Genomic DNA, 14,826 nt, shown 5'->3' with positions numbered 1-14,826 from the left:
GGCTTTATTGTAGGTGGGCCAGTTGGTGATTTTGAACTTTTGCTTTGCCACGGAACGGTCTGCGTTGTCGGGAAGATGCGTGATCTGATCCTTCAACTCAGCAAAAGTTCGATTTATTCAACAAAGCCCCGCAAAATGCAACCATCCTTTAAAATTTACAGGATGCATTGATGAAAAGGATATTATTATCATTCGTTATGTTGCTGGTGGGATGTAGTTCGGCTGCCAATCAAGAACGTAGCGCACAAGACGCTACCGAATCATTTTATAAATCCTATCTTTCCGTATTCGGCAGCGATGAAGCCAGGCCTTATCCTGCCGACGAACTGAGTAAATATGTTTCTGCTGATACGATTGCTCGCATTAATACCATTCAGGAAATCTCTGAACAAGAGTTAATAGAGTCTGACTATTTTACGTATACACAAGATTACTCCCGTGAATGGATACCTGCGTTACGAGTGGAAAACGCCAGACCATTTTTAAACGGTGAAGTAGTCCACGTCATTGAAGGGGCGGGTAACGGGAGAAGCATCCATCTTGAGGTATTTCTTCGTCGTGAAGATGATGCATGGAAAATCTACCGCGTTCGTGACGTAACGAACAATCACGAGCACCCAATTTTCAATGCTGGCGCGATTACACGCGCTAAAGCGGCGGCAGAAAGCACACCGTAAAGGCCAGACCTTAAACCCTTTAAAGCCCTGACGCCTGCCGGGGCTTTTTGTTTGCCAATCCCACCGCGTAGCAGTTGGAGAAAACCCCTGAATCAATGGATTAACCTGTCAGCCATCTGATTTGAACTGGCTCACCATACAAGATTATTCAATAATGCCCGCTGCGAGTGATTAACCCGTGGTTGAGGTATGAAAAAGACAATATTTTCGTTGGCGCTTGGCACATTTGGCCTGGGCATGGCTGAATTTGGCATCATGGGCGTGTTAACCGAGCTGGCGCATGACACCGGTATTTCGATTCCCTCCGCCGGGAATATGATCTCGTTTTATGCCTTCGGCGTGGTGATTGGCGCCCCGATTGTGGCGCTGTTCTCAGGCAAGTTCTCGTTAAAAACCACGCTGCTGTTTCTGGTGGCGATGTGCGCTGTTGGCAACGCCCTGTTTACGTTTTCTACGTCTTATTTCTGGCTGGCGCTGGGGCGCCTGATTTCCGGTTTCCCGCACGGCGCCATTTTCGGCGTCGGGGCGATAATCCTCTCCAAAATTGCGCCGCCGGGAAAAGTGACGGTCGCGGTGGCCGGGATGATCGCCGGAATGACCGTCGCCAACCTGGTGGGTGTGCCGCTCGGCACCTGGCTGGGGCACCAGTTCAGCTGGCGTTATACCTTTTTCCTGATAGCCCTGTTCGATGCGCTGGTGATCCTCTCGGTGCTGATCTGGGTGCCGGACATTCATGACAAATCAGAAATTAAACTGACCGAGCAGTTCCAGTTCCTGAAGAAACCGGAGCCCTGGCTGATTTTTGCCGCCACCATGTTTGGTAACGCCGGTGTGTTCGCGTGGTTCAGCTTCGTCAAACCGTTTATGGTCAACGTTTCTGGCTTTTCCGAAGGGATGATGACGATCATCATGATGCTGATGGGCCTTGGCATGGTGTTGGGCAATCTGTTGAGCGGCAAGCTCTCGGGGCGCTTTAGCCCGCTGCGCATTGCGGCGACTACCGACATGGTGATTGTCGCCTCGCTGCTGCTGCTTTTCGCCCTGGGCGAACTGAAAACGGCCTCGCTGGTGATGGGCTTTATCTGCTGCGCCGGGCTGTTCGCGCTCTCTGCACCGCTGCAAATCCTGCTTCTGCAAAATGCGAAGGGCGGTGAGATGCTGGGGGCGGCCGGAGGGCAGATGGCGTTTAATCTCGGCAGTGCGATCGGGGCGTACTTTGGCGGGATGATGATTACCCTCGGCTTTAGCTGGCGCTACGTCACGCTGCCTGCGGCGTTACTCTCGTTCTCGGCCATGAGTGCATTACTGATCTACGGTTACCTGCGGGCCAGGCAGGCTCAGGCTAACGCGCGTGCGCTAGCCTGATTGAAGTCAGGCAAGCCAGGGCTCGCCCAGGGTCAGCATCAGGCGGTTGGCCCAGGCGAAGAACGCGGCGGACTGCACCAGATCAAGCTGGGCTAAGGTGTCCAGCCCCTCTTTTTCCAGCGCGGCAAGGTGCAGCGGCGTGGCGGCCGGCGGCGTAACCGACAGCGCTGCCGCAAAATTAATCTCCGCCTGCCAGCGCGCAGACTGCCCCTCGCTCAGGGACTGTCCCGGACGCACGGCCAGCAGGGCCTCTACCGCCGCGTCATCCTTAGACAGCTGGCTGGCTTTCCGCGCATGGACAGATGCGCAGTAAATGCAGCCGTTGATTTTACTGGCGACCGTTGCCGCCAGCTCGCGCTCGGCGCGCGGCAACCCCCCCGGCGTATAAAAAATCCCTTTATCCGTTAGCGTGCGCTGTTCAAGCACCGGCAGGTTGCGCCCCAGCAGGCGGAAATAGTCGGAATCGGTGTGGCCAAACTTCGCCAGGATCGCAACCTCGTCATCACGAAAATCCGCCAGCGGTTTGGCGGCGATCCACGGCTCCCAGCCCAGCTCCTGCTGGGTGAAGGCGACGGGAGCCGCCTTTCCGGTGGCCGTGGTGGCGGTCGTGTGCCAGACGCCCGCCGCCACAGGCGCATCGCTTGTGGCGACGGGCCTGTCGTTCAGCAGCCGCAGCCCGGCAATCAGTCGGCTCTGGAAGCTGACAAAGGCGATAAGCTGCGCCAGCGTCACGATGCCTTCCTTGCTCCAACCCGCCTGGGTCAGCGCCCTTAACGATGTCGGCGTGGCTTCGACGGGGGAGAAGGTCAGCAGGCGCGCGAAATTCAGCGCCGGGGTCAGACGGTCTGAGGTCGGGTCTGCCAGGCCAAATCCCGCATAGTGCGCGGCCAGCGCCTCCGCGTTGTGCCACCTCGCAACTTTTGCCGCGACGGCGAAGCGCTCGTCCAGCGCAAAATCGCTATCCTGCTGGGTAAATAAGATTTCGTAGCTGCCCTGGGCGTGGCGCGTGGCGGCGTCCCGCGTGGCGCGCGCCTCTGCCAGAGGGGAACCGGGTTTGATTTCCGCCAGCTCGGCGAGAATGTCGTGACTTAATGACATAGGTGTCTCCTCAAAGGATGTGGGGGGCAATATGTTCGGCGATCAGTTCGATGGAGCGCAGCGTGTCTCGATGGGTGGGCTCGACCGAATGGACCTGGAATGAGATGTCCGTGGCGCGCCGGAGAACGGAATCGGCCTGCAGCGAACGCAGCACCGTCTCGGGCGAACCGATGTGGGCGTCGAACTGGCGACGAAAATCGGTGACGGTGTCACCTTTAACCGCGTGTCCGGCAGCGCGATGCTGCTGGGCCTGTCTGGTGAGACCCGGCGTCGCAACCTTCAGCGCATAGTCATCGCTGTCGGCGACGAATGCCGTACGGGAGGCCAGAATACGCGGTGCGATACCGGCGGGCAGGGCCTCAAGGTAGGCATCCACAATCGGGTTCTGGATCGCGTCGAGCGTGAGATCCAACTGGTCTGCCGGACGCGGCTGCGTGCGGGAGAGCATCAAACCGTGTCCGGCCCGCGCGGCGCGAACGGCGCCGTCGACGGAAAAGGTGGCAATCCAGATCCTGTCAGCCAGCTGTGGCGCTGGCGGGTAGAGGTGGTTATCCGGATGGGTGAGCGAATCCCCGCGCCAGGCGCTCTGGATCACATGCAAATGGTCAGCAAAGGCCGCGCCGCGCTGTTCAAACGTCAGTCCGAACGGCAGGAAAGAGGTCGGCGTGCCGCCCGAACCAAAACCGACTTCGAGACGTCCATCGGCGAGTAAATCCAGCACCGCCGCATCTTCCGCCACGCGCAGCGGGTTTTCCATCGGAAGGGTGATGATGGCCGTGCCCAGCCGGATGGTTTCGGTATGCGCCGCAACGTGGGCCAGAAACAGCAGCGGCGACGGCAGGCCGCCTTCACTTTCGTGGAAGTGGTGCTGGGCAATCCAGGCGCTGTCAAAACCGTGGCGTTCGGCGTGGCGGATCTGTTCTGTAGCCAGTCGATAGCGCTCTTTCGGCGTGGCGTCGTCAAGCAGGCGGGTGAAAAATCCCAGGCGTTTTCGCGTCATGCGAACTCCTCCGTAGCGGGTGAAAAATGGGGAATGGCGGCAATCAGCTCGCGGGTATAGTCGTTCTGCGGTGACGTGAATAAGGTTTCGACGTCACCGTGTTCGACCACCTGACCGCTGCGCAGCACCGTGACGCTGTGGGCGATCCGGCGAACGGTGGAGAGATCGTGCGTGATGAACAGGTAGGTTAATCCCAGCTGCTGCTGCAGCTGCTGAAGCAGAGCCAGGATCTGCGCCTGGACGGTGACGTCCAGCGCGGAGGTGGCTTCGTCCAGCACCAGAATGGTCGGCTCCAGAATCAGCGCCCGGGAGATGGCCACGCGCTGGCGCTGCCCGCCTGAAAGCTCTCTGGCGGTGCGGGTCAGGAGTTCGACGGGCAGGGCAACCCGCTGCGCCACGGTCTCCACCCGGGCCTTTCGCTCCGCCTTGGCGAGGCGAGAAAAGTTCTTCAGGGGCTCTTCGATGATCTCGAACAGCGTCTGACGCGGGTCGAGAGAGGCGAACGGGTTCTGGTAAACAAACTGGATCTTCTGGCGCAGCTGACGGCGGGCCTCGCGGCTGAGGTCGGTGGCATCGATATCGTCAATAATGACCTGCCCGCTGTCAGCCTGTTCAAAGCCCAGCAAAATACGGGCGAGGGTGGTTTTCCCGGAGCCGGATTCACCGACCAGCGCATGCGTGCTGCCGCGTCTGACGTCAAACGTCACCCGATCCAGCGCCTGAAGCTGATGACCTTTACCCAGCGAGAACCGTTTGCTGATGGCGCGGGCGCGAATGGCCGGTGACGCGAGCGGGAGACCGGCTACCGGGGCGATGGTCAGGCGCTGGCCCTGAAGATCGCTCAGCAGCTGACGGGTGTAGGCGTGCTGCGGCGTGCGGACGATATCGGCGGTGTCGCCATGCTCCTGAACCTCACCGTTGCGAAACACCAGCAGCCTGTCCGCGCGCTGGGCGGCCAGGGCCAGATCGTGGGTGACAAACAGAACGGCGGTGCCCGATTCCCGGCGCAGGATATCCAGCAGGTCGAGAATGCGTTTTTGCACCGTCACGTCCAGCGCGCTGGTGGGCTCATCGGCAATGATGACGTCCGGGCTCAGGGCAATGGCGATGGCAATCAGCACGCGCTGTTTCATCCCGCCGGAGAGCTGATGCGGATACTGCGTCATGCGCTGTTCGGGGTGGCTCAGGCCGACCTTTTTCAGCAGGGCGAGCACCTGCTCGTCGCGTTGGGCGTGAGTCACCTTCTGGTGCAGCTGAATAATTTCCCCGACCTGCGCGCCGATCGTCTTCACCGGATTGAGTGAATTACCCGGATCCTGCGGAACCAGGCTGATTCGCGCCCCGCGAAGGGTATCGAGTCGCTTCGCTGACCACCGGCTAATCTCCTCGCCGTTGAGCACGATTTTCCCCGCATCCCGACGGGCGTTATCCGCCAGCAGGCCGATGATCGCCTGCGCCGTGGTCGTTTTGCCGGAACCGGATTCGCCGACAAAGGCCAGCATTTCCCCCCGCTGAAGGGCGAAGCTGACGTTATGCACCACCTCGCGCCACCGGCGCGCGGTACGGTAGCTGATGGTCAGGTTTTCTACCGAGAGTACGGTCATTTCAGGCCTCCGCTGAACTGCTGGCTGATACGGTTGGTGGCCAGCACGACGGCGATGACGACCACGCCGGGGAAGGTGGTTAACCACCAGGCGGTAGAGAGATAGTTACGCCCTTCGGCGATCAATAAGCCCCATTCCGGAACGGGCGGCGGGGTGCCGTAGCCGAGAAAGCTCAGCGTGGACAGGGCCAGAATGGCCTGACCAAACTGCAGCGTGGCAAAGGCAAGGACGGCGGTTAAGGCGTTGGGCAGGATGTGTCGCCACAGCACCGCCAGGAACGTCCCGCCGCTGCCGAACGCCGCCTCGACATAATCCGTATGGCGGATGCGCACCACTTCACCGCGCGCGAGGCGGGCGAAGCTGGCAATGGAGGCCACGCCGACGGCAATGGCGGCGTTAACGGTGCCAAACCCGAGCAGAATAATGACCGTCAGCGAGAGCAGCAGAGACGGAATGGACAACAGCACGTCGACAAAACGCATCAGGAAAGACTCGACGCGTCCTGCGAACGCCCCGGCGATCACCCCCAGACCGGTGCCCACCACCAGCCCCATCGTGACGGCAGCGAGCGCCGCGCTCAGGGAGTGGGACGCACCGTACACAATACGGGTGTAAACATCGCGGCCAAGCTGATCGGTGCCGAGCCAGTGGCCCGCCTGCGGCGCCAGACGTTGCGCTCCGGCGATGCCCTCAATCGGGCTGTAGTGGGTTAACAGGCCGGGCGCCACGGCGGCAAAAACCGCGAGAATAATCACCGCCCACGCCAGCCACAGTCCCGGCTGCCATGCGACGCCCTGCCAGCCGGGAACGCGTTTTCGCGCCGCGGCAGCGTAATCGACCAGGCTCATGATGCACCTCCGGTAACGGTTTGCAGGCGGGGATCCAGCAGCGGCATCAGCAGGTCCACCAGCAGATTGATCAGCACAAAGCCGAGGGCGGAAATCATCACCACCGCCTGAAGCACGGCGATGTCCTGGTTATTTACCGCCTGCTGGGTCAGCTGCCCGAGCCCGCTGCGGCCAAAAACGGTTTCGGTGATCAGCGCTCCGGCAATGAGCTCGCCCAGCAGCAGCCCGGCAATATTGAGTACCGGCAGCAGGGCGTTGCCGGTGACGTGACGCCACAGGACGGCGGCTTCACTCAGCCCTTTGGCGCGGGCCACGGCGACAAACGGCTGCGTCGCCACCTGGTCCAGGCTGCGCATCAGGATTTGCGCCAGCGGGGCGGAGATCGGGATCGCGACGGTCACGATCGGCAGGATCAGCCCCTGCAGCGGCGTCGGGTTAATCACCGGTATCAGCCGCAGCTGGAAAGAAAAGAGCTGGATGAGGGCAATCCCCAGCCAGAACGTCGGTAAAGAGATAAACAGGACCGGCAGCGACTGCAGGGTATTACTCAGCCAGCGCAGACCCGGCAGGCGCGACGCAAAGGCCAGCGCAAACGCCAGCAGGACTGCGAGTACAAACGCGGGCAGGGCGAGGCTCAGGGTATCCGGCAGATTGCTGGCAATCAGCTCGCTGACCGGCACCCCGGCCTGTAACGAATAGCCGAAATCCCCGCGCAGCATCGCCAGCAGCGTGTGGCCGTATTGCTGCCACAACGGGCTGTCCGCACCGTAGGCCACGCGCATCTCCTCGATTTGCGCCGGGCTTAGGCCCAGGTCCGGGTTCTGAAATTTAATCAGCACCGCGTCGCCCGGCAGCACCTGGAGCAACACGAACGAGAGGGTAAAGGCGGCCCACAGCACCAGCAGCCCGTGCCCAAAGCGTTGAAGAAGTGCGTGGCGCATCGTCAGCTCCTCAGTGTTTCTCAAGCCACGCGCCGTAGAACGACGGGCGGCCGACCGCTTCAAAATTCACGCCTTTCAGCCATGGCGCACCGGCAAAGACCTGCGGCTCCTCGAAAATCGGAATGACGTAGGCGTTATCCAGCAGGTAGCGCTGGGCATCGCCGGTCAGCTGCAGGCGCTTTTGCGGATCGACCTCTGAGGAGATATTTACCAGCAGCGCATTCAGCTTGTCGTCACGGAAGCTTTTGACCTTGTCGCTGGAGCCGCCTTTTTGCAGCAGCGCGTCTCGGTTAGCGGGGTAGAACATGCTTTTCACCACGTCAGGATCGGCGCGGCCTACTTCGGAGACGGTTAACGGGGTTTTCAGCGGGTCAAGGTTATCCAGCGTGCGGCTGCCTGCGTCACCGGCTTTCACGCTCAGCGCCACGCCCACCTGTCGCCACTGCTGGGCAACCAGCTGCAGCACCTCTTTGTTTTGCGGCTGCGGCAGGGATTCATACACCGTTAGCGCCAGCCGCTGGCCGTCTTTGGCGCGGATCCCGTCGCTGCCCGCTTTCCAGCCCGCCTCGTCCAGCAGCTGGTTAGCTTTAGCCGGGTCAAAGGTCAATTTGTCGCTGAGATCGACAAAGCCAGCGGCGGAATCGGCAATCACCGACTTCGCCTGCGGATAGTTAGCCGAGAAGAGGGTCTCAACCACCTGTTTTGCATTGGTGGCATGCAGCAGCGCCTGGCGCACGCGAATATCGGAGACCAGCGGGTTATCCGGGCGGAAGCTGATGCTGTCGTTCACCCCGCGCGTTGGGGCAGCGTAGATCTTATAGCCCTGGTCTGTCGCCTGCTTTTCGTCATACGCCTGCACCTGGCGAATAAAGTCGGCCTGTCCGGCCAGCAGGGCGCCGACGCGCACGCTGTCTTCCTGAGTCACGATAAACTTGATGCCGTCCAGATTGGCTGGCCCCTGTTGCGCCAGATTTTTGGGCCCCCACTGGTAGTCCTTACGCGCTTCCAGCGTCACTTCACGCCCCAGCTTCTCGTCCTTCACCACAAACGGGCCGGAGCCGATGATATGCCGGGCGTCACCCAGCTCTTCAAAGTTGCGCTTCAGCGTGCTGAGCGAGACCAGGCCCGAGCCAATCGTGGCGGTGCCCTGCAGGAATCCCGGCGACGGTTTTTTGAAGTAGAACTTCACGGTCAGCGGGTCGACCACTTCGCTGCGATCGTAGTTATTGATCACTTCTGACACCGGCAGGCGCTGCGCCTTGTTACCTAAGCCGTAGGTATCAAAGTTTTTTGCTACGGCGTTGGCGTCGAGCGGCGTGCCGTCGGAGAAAGTGATCCCCGGGCGAATTTTAAAGGTGTATTCGGTTTTATCGGCGTTGGTGGTCCAGCTTTCCGCCACCCACGGTTCGACCTGCAGCGTCTTTGGGTTCTGCCAGGTCAGCTTGTCGGTGATTTGGTTCAGAATGCCGCCGTTCGGGTAGAAGCCGCCGGCGGGCGGATAGAGGTTGGTGTGCGCCTGTTGTTCCAGATAAATCAGCGTGCCGCCTTTGACCGGCGCATCAGCGGACCAGGCTGCGGTGGTCGTCAGAATCAGCGCCGTCAGCAGCGGCAGACGAAATGGGGTTTGCATGGTGAATTCCTTTGTTATCTTCTTGTTAGCGTCGGATTCATCATCGGGCGCGGGGGAAAACAAGGGAACAAAGGAATTAAGATAAGGATTGCCGGAAAATGGCTATAAAAAAACCGCCCCGGAGAGGAGCGGCGATGTACGGTGGGTGATTACGAACGCAGGTCAATCACCATACGGCCACGGATCTGGCCCTGTTCCATCTCTTTAAAGATGGCGTTGATGTCCTCAATAGGACGCATCGTCACTTTCGGCACCACTTTGCCCTCGGCCGCAAACTGGAAGGCCTCCTGCAGATCCTGACGGGTACCGACCAGCGAACCCACCACCTGAATGCCGTCCAGCACCAGACGCGGAATATCGAGGCTCATCGCTTCCGGCGGCAGGCCAACCGCGACCACGCGGCCACCGGCACGCACGGCATCTACCGCCGAGTTGAAGGCCGCTTTTGCGACGGCAGTGACGACTGCGGCATGCGCGCCGCCGGTTTTTTCCTGCACAATCTTAGCGGCATCTTCGCTGCGGGAGTTGATGGTTAAATCCGCACCCATGCTGGCCGCCAGCTTCAGCTGTTCGTCGTTCACGTCAAGGGCGATGACTTTGGCGTTAAAGACGTTTTTGGCGTACTGCAGCGCGAGGTTGCCCAGCCCGCCCAGACCGTAAATCGCGATCCACTGGCCCGGTTTAATACCCGACACCTTCACCGCTTTGTAGGTGGTCACGCCAGCGCAGGTAATGCTGCTGGCCGCCGCCGAATCCAGACCGTCCGGCACTTTTACCGCGTAATCCGCGGTGACGATGCACTCTTCCGCCATGCCGCCGTCGACGGAGTAACCGGCGTTTTTCACGTCACGGCACAGGGTTTCATTGCCGGAATTACAGTATTCGCAGTGGCCGCAGCCTTCAAAGAACCAGGCCACGCTTGCGCGGTCGCCGACTTTCAGGGACTTCACGCCAGGGCCGACTTCTTTCACGATACCAATTCCTTCATGGCCCAGGATAACCCCGGTCTTGTCGCCAAAATCACCGTTCTTCACGTGAAGATCGGTATGGCATACGCCACAGCACTCCATCTTCAGCAGGGCTTCCCCATGCTTAAGCGGGCGTAAGGTTTTTTCGGTGACGTTGACCTGGTGGTCCTGAGTGACAACAGCAGCCTTCATGTGTATCTCCTTGTTCATGATAAGAATCTGCATAGCAGGTGTAATACCCCTTAAGGATTAATACATTAGCCTGGTAATGCAAGGCTGCGGCAACATAATGTCATCATTTGATTCGATTTCAGATTAAGAATACGGCGATCCTCTAATAATTAAGGGGGGAAAATGCTGGCCCGGCGAGGCTCTTGCCGGGCGCAGACTTACAGCTGGGCTTCTATCTCCTCTATCTCTTTACGCCATTGTGCCTGGAGCTGCGGCTTTTGATGCTTCGGCTTGCGCGCCAGATCGTCTTCCAGCAGCGTTTCCAGCGCGATCAGCCGCTCAAGCAGATCGTCATGCGGCGAGGGGTGAACCGTCGCGGCGACAGCGGGCGCAGTGGCTGTCACCAGCCCCGCGCGTTCACGCAGCCGCTCAAACACCGCTTCTGCATCGTGCCATTTGCTCAGCGTACCGTCCTCAATCAGCCAGAAACGGTTGCAGCTTTGGCTAATTAACTGACGGTCATGGCTGACCAGCAGCACGCCGCCTTCGAACTGCTGAAGGGTGTGCGCCAGCGCCTCTTTGCCTTCCATGTCCAGGTGGTTGGTGGGCTCATCCAGCATCAGCAGGCTGTAGCGGGCAAGCGTCAGGCCCACGAACAGCAGGCGCGAGCGTTCGCCGCCGCTGAGCGTGCTGACTTTCTGCCCATGGCGGGACCACGGGAACCCGGCGCTGATGAGCGCCATTTTGCGGTTCTGCGGATCCGGTGCAAAAGGCTCCAGCGCGTCGAGCAGCGTGGCGTCATCCGGCAGCTGATGCAGCGTCTGGTCGTAGTAGCCCGGCGAGACGCGCGGATGGATTTTCAGCCCACTGTCCGCCGGTTCATCGGAAAAATGTCGCCAGATAAGCTTCATCAACGACGATTTACCGCAGCCGTTACGACCGACAATCGCCACGCGATCGCCGCTTTTCAGCCGCGCCGTTTCGATGTTAAACAGCGGCGGTAGCCCAGGCGCGGGCGGGACGCCGAGGTTTTCCATCTCCAGCAGACGGTCAGCCCGCAGCGCGTCGCCGCGCAGGGTTAACGTCCACGGGCTGCCCGCCGTGAGCGCGGTCTGGCTCTCTTTGAGCCGTTCGACCTGTTTTTCCATCTGTTTGGCTTTGCGGGCCAGGTCTTCGTTGTCGTAAACCTTGCCCCAGGTCGCCAGACGTTTGGCGCTGGCGGTCACGCGGTCGATCTCCTTTTGCTCCGCCTTGTGGCGCTGCGCGTCGGTCTCATCTTTGGCTTCCAGCGCCTGACGTGCCGCCGTGCAGGGAAGGGCAAAGTAGTGCAGCGTTTTATCGCGCAGGATCCAGCTGCCGTTGGTGACGGCATCCAGCAGCTGTCTGTCATGCGAGACCAGCACAAAGCTGCCCGACCAGTTCTGCAGGAAGTGTTCCAGCCAGAGCATGGTCGGCAGGTCAAGGTGGTTGCTGGGTTCATCCAACAGGAGCAGGTCCGGCTCGTGAATCAGCGCCCGGGCCAGCAGCAGGCGGGTGTGCTGCCCGCCGCTCAGCGTGGCGGAGTACAGCATCATATCCTGCGGCGTAAAGCCCATGCCTGCCAGCAGCGTTTCGGCTTTCCAGCGCAGGCTGTCCCGTTCCGCTACGGGCAGCTGGGCCAGGACGGCATCCAGCATGGTGAGCGGTAAAATAGCGTCCGGGAGATGTTGCTCCACGCGCGCCATCAGGCAATGCCCGGCCAGCGCTACCGTTCCGGCAGCAGGTGAATCCGTGCCGTCCAGCACCTTCAGCAGCGTACTTTTGCCGCAGCCGTTATCGCCCAGCAGGCCAATGCGGTCGCCTTTTTTCAGCGTAAAGGAGAGTGAGTCGAAGAGCGTGCCAAACGCCGTATCAACGCGTAAAGATTGTGCAGTGAGTAAAGTGCTCATTGTTGCTTACCCAAGAGTTACAGGCATGTTTATGCCTCGTCAAACATCGCTGACGATAACTCAGTAAGCCCGAGAGAAGGGATTTCAGGGGTTGGTGTCTTCGCTCAAGCCGAAGTTATCGCAGCACGATACCGATAACGCTTGAGCGGGTGCGATCACCAAATGTATGTGAAACATTGAAAATTTCACGATACAGCATAATTGGCCTCCTTATATATTCAGTGGGTTAATGGATGAAAGGAGTGTAGCGGGGGAAAAGGGGTTTGGCTAGGGGGGGGACGAATGTAATTCCCTCTCCTATGGGAGAGGGTTAGGGTGAGGGGAACATACGGCTCTGGTGGTCATTACGTTCACTTTATGTTCCTTGCTACTCTTTAGCGATGTGACCGGTGAACGTGCCAGGGTGGCTCAGTCGCCACCACCCTGGCGACCCGGGCTCCCGGCGGAAAATCGCCGCTTCGCGGTGCCCTCAGCTTATTCCTTCAGGCTATCGGGTCGGGCATGAGCCTGCATCCCTGCAGGCCACGCCCTCTCGGCGCATCCCTGCGCCTCGCCCCGGCCTTACGGAAACGCTTCGGCGATTTACAGCCGGACCAGGGCGTCGCTGTAAGTCATTCATTTTCCTGAAGCAACATTCATCGCATCCGGTAAAAATTACTGGGATTCCTGAGCCCACAGGGAGAGCCCCCGTAGGCCCGGTAAGCGAAGCGCCACCGGGCGATTGGGCCGCACCGCGTCTCCCACTGGGAGAGGGAACGGTCAAAGCGGATCAAATCGACGTACGGCGATAGCTGCGGTATTCAGGCTTCCAGAAGTTGTCGTCGATGGCCTGCTGCAGCGCGTCGGCAGAGGTTTTCACCGCCACGCCCTGCTGCTGCGCCATTTTACCCACTGCAAACGCGATAGCCCGCGACACCTTGTGAATGTCCTTCAGCTCAGGCAGAACCAGACCTTCGCCGTCGTTGACCAGCGGCGAGTGGCCCGCCAGGGTCTCGCTCGCCGACATCAGCATTTCGTCGGTGATGCGGGACGCGCCGGAGGCGATAACGCCCAAACCAATGCCCGGGAAGATATAGGAGTTGTTGCACTGGGCAATCGGATAGGTTTTATCCTTCCACACCACCGGATCGAACGGGCTGCCGGTGGCCACCAGCGCATTACCTTCGGTCCAGGCGATGATGTCCTGCGGCGTCGCCTCCACGCGGGACGTCGGGTTAGACAGCGGCATCACGATAGGGCGCTCGCAGTGCTTGTGCATCTCGCGAATAATCTCTTCAGTGAAGAGACCGGTTTGCCCGGAAACGCCGATCAGAATATCCGGCTTCACGTTGCGCACCACGTCCAGCAGGGAAAGGACTTCGTTGTCGGTATCCCAGTTTTTCAGGTTTTCGCGTTTCTGCACCAGCTTGGTCTGGAACGGCAGCAGGTTCGGCATGCCGTCGGTCAGCAGGCCGAAACGGTCCACCATAAAGACGCGGGAGCGGGCCAGCTCTTCGCTTAAGCCTTCGCGCTGGGTCTGGGCAATAATCTGCTCGGCGATACCGCAGCCCGCGGAGCCTGCTCCCAGGAAGACGATTTTCTGGTAGCTCAGCTGGCTTCCCGCCGCACGGCTGGCGGCGATGAGCGTACCCACCGTCACGGCCGCGGTGCCCTGGATATCGTCGTTAAAGGAGCAGATCTCATCGCGATAGCGGTTCAGCAGCGGCATCGCGTTTTTCTGCGCGAAGTCTTCGAACTGCAGCAGCACGTCCGGCCAGCGGTGCTTCACGGCCTGGATGAAGTCGTCGACAAACTGATAGTACTCGTCGTCGGTAATACGCGGATGGCGCCAGCCCATATAGAGCGGGTCGTTGAGCAGCTGCTGGTTGTTGGTGCCGACGTCCAGCACCACCGGCAGGGTATACGCCGGGCTGATCCCGCCGCAGGCGGTATACAGAGAAAGTTTACCGATAGGGATCCCCATCCCGCCGATGCCCTGGTCGCCGAGGCCGAGAATACGTTCGCCGTCGGTCACCACAATCACTTTGATATTGTGGTTAGGCACGTTCTGCAGAATATCGTCCATGTTGTGACGGTTCTGATAAGAGATGAATACCCCGCGGGAGCGACGGTAGATCTCGGAGAAACGCTCGCAGGCGGCACCCACCGTCGGGGTGTAGATCACCGGCATCATCTCTTCGAGATGGTTTTGCACCAGGCGATAGAAGAGGGTTTCGTTGGTGTCCTGAATGTTACGCAGGTAGATGTGTTTGTCGATTTCAGTTTTGAAACCCTGGTACTGGATCCACGCGCGCTCTGCCTGTTCTTCAATGGTTTCAACCACTTCAGGCAGTAAGCCCAGCAGGTTAAAGCTGCTGCGCTCTTCCATGCTGAAGGCGCTGCCTTTGTTGAGCAGGGGGAATTCGAGTAAAACCGGTCCGGCGTATGGGATGTATAAGGAACGATGTTTTTTCAGTTTGTTGTCCATGTCACTCACTCTTTTTTTGAAGATCCGTCCCTGACACTGCTGTTTGTCATCTTTCTGGCCTGTGCGATGGGGTGCGGTCCGGCGGTATTATAAAGGAGCTAAATATTAATTACCGCAACACATAAACAA

11 protein-coding genes are annotated in these 14,826 nt (G+C 59.7%); 2 read left to right on the top strand and 9 right to left on the bottom strand.

Annotated features, from left to right (window positions below):
- Positions 1–170 precede the first annotated feature (170 nt).
- Positions 171–677, top strand: coding sequence for a YbjP/YqhG family protein (locus C6A40_RS13525; protein WP_045333829.1), 507 nt, complete (start codon positions 171–173; stop codon positions 675–677).
- Positions 678–866: 189 nt separating this feature from the next.
- Complete coding sequence (araJ, locus tag C6A40_RS13520) at positions 867–2,042, top strand: MFS transporter AraJ (RefSeq protein WP_023344205.1); 1,176 nt, start codon at positions 867–869, stop codon at positions 2,040–2,042.
- A gap of 6 nt (positions 2,043–2,048) precedes the next feature.
- Here the strand turns inward: araJ and C6A40_RS13515 are convergent, their stop codons facing one another.
- The 9 genes from C6A40_RS13515 to C6A40_RS13475 form a co-directional block, all read right to left on the bottom strand.
- Complete coding sequence (locus tag C6A40_RS13515) at positions 2,049–3,140, bottom strand: alkylhydroperoxidase domain protein (protein WP_023327543.1); 1,092 nt, start codon at positions 3,138–3,140, stop codon at positions 2,049–2,051.
- 10 nt (positions 3,141–3,150) lie between these two features.
- On the bottom strand, positions 3,151–4,140 hold the full coding sequence (locus C6A40_RS13510) for a putative FMN-dependent luciferase-like monooxygenase (protein ID WP_008501724.1): 990 nt from the start codon (positions 4,138–4,140) through the stop codon (positions 3,151–3,153).
- The gene (locus C6A40_RS13505; RefSeq protein ID WP_045333828.1) at positions 4,137–5,744 is read right to left on the bottom strand and encodes a dipeptide ABC transporter ATP-binding protein; all 1,608 of its coding nucleotides are present in this window, start codon (positions 5,742–5,744) and stop codon (positions 4,137–4,139) included. Before C6A40_RS13505 ends, C6A40_RS13510 begins: the two co-directional genes overlap by 4 nt.
- Complete coding sequence (locus tag C6A40_RS13500; RefSeq protein ID WP_023344202.1) at positions 5,741–6,592, bottom strand: ABC transporter permease; 852 nt, start codon at positions 6,590–6,592, stop codon at positions 5,741–5,743. The genes C6A40_RS13505 and C6A40_RS13500 overlap by 4 nt, the downstream gene beginning before the upstream one ends.
- Positions 6,589–7,533 carry an ABC transporter permease gene (locus C6A40_RS13495; RefSeq protein WP_045333825.1) on the bottom strand — a complete coding sequence of 315 codons (945 nt, stop codon included), beginning with the start codon at positions 7,531–7,533 and terminating at the stop codon, positions 6,589–6,591. The genes C6A40_RS13500 and C6A40_RS13495 overlap by 4 nt, the downstream gene beginning before the upstream one ends.
- Before the next feature lie 10 nt (positions 7,534–7,543).
- A complete protein-coding gene (locus C6A40_RS13490) occupies positions 7,544–9,163 on the bottom strand; it encodes a TIGR04028 family ABC transporter substrate-binding protein (protein WP_045333823.1) in 1,620 nt (539 codons plus the stop codon).
- A 149-nt stretch (positions 9,164–9,312) separates the two neighbouring features.
- Positions 9,313–10,323, bottom strand: coding sequence for an alcohol dehydrogenase AdhP (gene adhP / locus C6A40_RS13485; protein WP_008501719.1), 1,011 nt, complete (start codon positions 10,321–10,323; stop codon positions 9,313–9,315).
- Positions 10,324–10,520: 197 nt separating this feature from the next.
- Positions 10,521–12,230, bottom strand: a complete 1,710-nt coding sequence (locus C6A40_RS13480; RefSeq protein WP_045333821.1) for an ABC-F family ATP-binding cassette domain-containing protein — start codon at positions 12,228–12,230, stop codon at positions 10,521–10,523.
- A gap of 769 nt (positions 12,231–12,999) precedes the next feature.
- Positions 13,000–14,697 (bottom strand): NAD-dependent malic enzyme, encoded by a 1,698-nt coding sequence (locus tag C6A40_RS13475; RefSeq protein ID WP_008501715.1) that lies wholly within the window; start codon positions 14,695–14,697, stop codon positions 13,000–13,002.
- Between the last annotated feature and the right edge of the window lie 129 nt (positions 14,698–14,826).

The sequence above is a fragment of the Enterobacter sp. GER_MD16_1505_Eko_090 genome, from assembly GCF_003331015.1.
GTDB classification, from domain to species: domain Bacteria; phylum Pseudomonadota; class Gammaproteobacteria; order Enterobacterales; family Enterobacteriaceae; genus Enterobacter; species Enterobacter roggenkampii.
This window is presented reverse-complemented; position numbering and strand designations above follow the sequence as displayed.

Excerpts from the sequence above, each read along its gene's own strand:
- C6A40_RS13490 (WP_045333823.1), bottom strand. The coding sequence starts at position 9,163 with ATGCAAACCCCATTTCGTCTGCCGCTGCTGACGGCGCTGATTCTGACG.
- C6A40_RS13525 (WP_045333829.1), top strand. The coding sequence starts at position 171 with ATGAAAAGGATATTATTATCATTCGTTATGTTGCTGGTGGGATGTAGT.
- C6A40_RS13505 (WP_045333828.1), bottom strand. The coding sequence starts at position 5,744 with ATGACCGTACTCTCGGTAGAAAACCTGACCATCAGCTACCGTACCGCG.
- adhP (WP_008501719.1), bottom strand. The coding sequence starts at position 10,323 with ATGAAGGCTGCTGTTGTCACTCAGGACCACCAGGTCAACGTCACCGAA.
- araJ (WP_023344205.1), top strand. The coding sequence starts at position 867 with ATGAAAAAGACAATATTTTCGTTGGCGCTTGGCACATTTGGCCTGGGC.
- C6A40_RS13515 (WP_023327543.1), bottom strand. The coding sequence starts at position 3,140 with ATGTCATTAAGTCACGACATTCTCGCCGAGCTGGCGGAAATCAAACCC.
- C6A40_RS13500 (WP_023344202.1), bottom strand. The coding sequence starts at position 6,592 with ATGAGCCTGGTCGATTACGCTGCCGCGGCGCGAAAACGCGTTCCCGGC.
- C6A40_RS13495 (WP_045333825.1), bottom strand. The coding sequence starts at position 7,533 with ATGCGCCACGCACTTCTTCAACGCTTTGGGCACGGGCTGCTGGTGCTG.
- C6A40_RS13480 (WP_045333821.1), bottom strand. The coding sequence starts at position 12,230 with ATGAGCACTTTACTCACTGCACAATCTTTACGCGTTGATACGGCGTTT.
- C6A40_RS13510 (WP_008501724.1), bottom strand. The coding sequence starts at position 4,140 with ATGACGCGAAAACGCCTGGGATTTTTCACCCGCCTGCTTGACGACGCC.
- C6A40_RS13475 (WP_008501715.1), bottom strand. The coding sequence starts at position 14,697 with ATGGACAACAAACTGAAAAAACATCGTTCCTTATACATCCCATACGCC.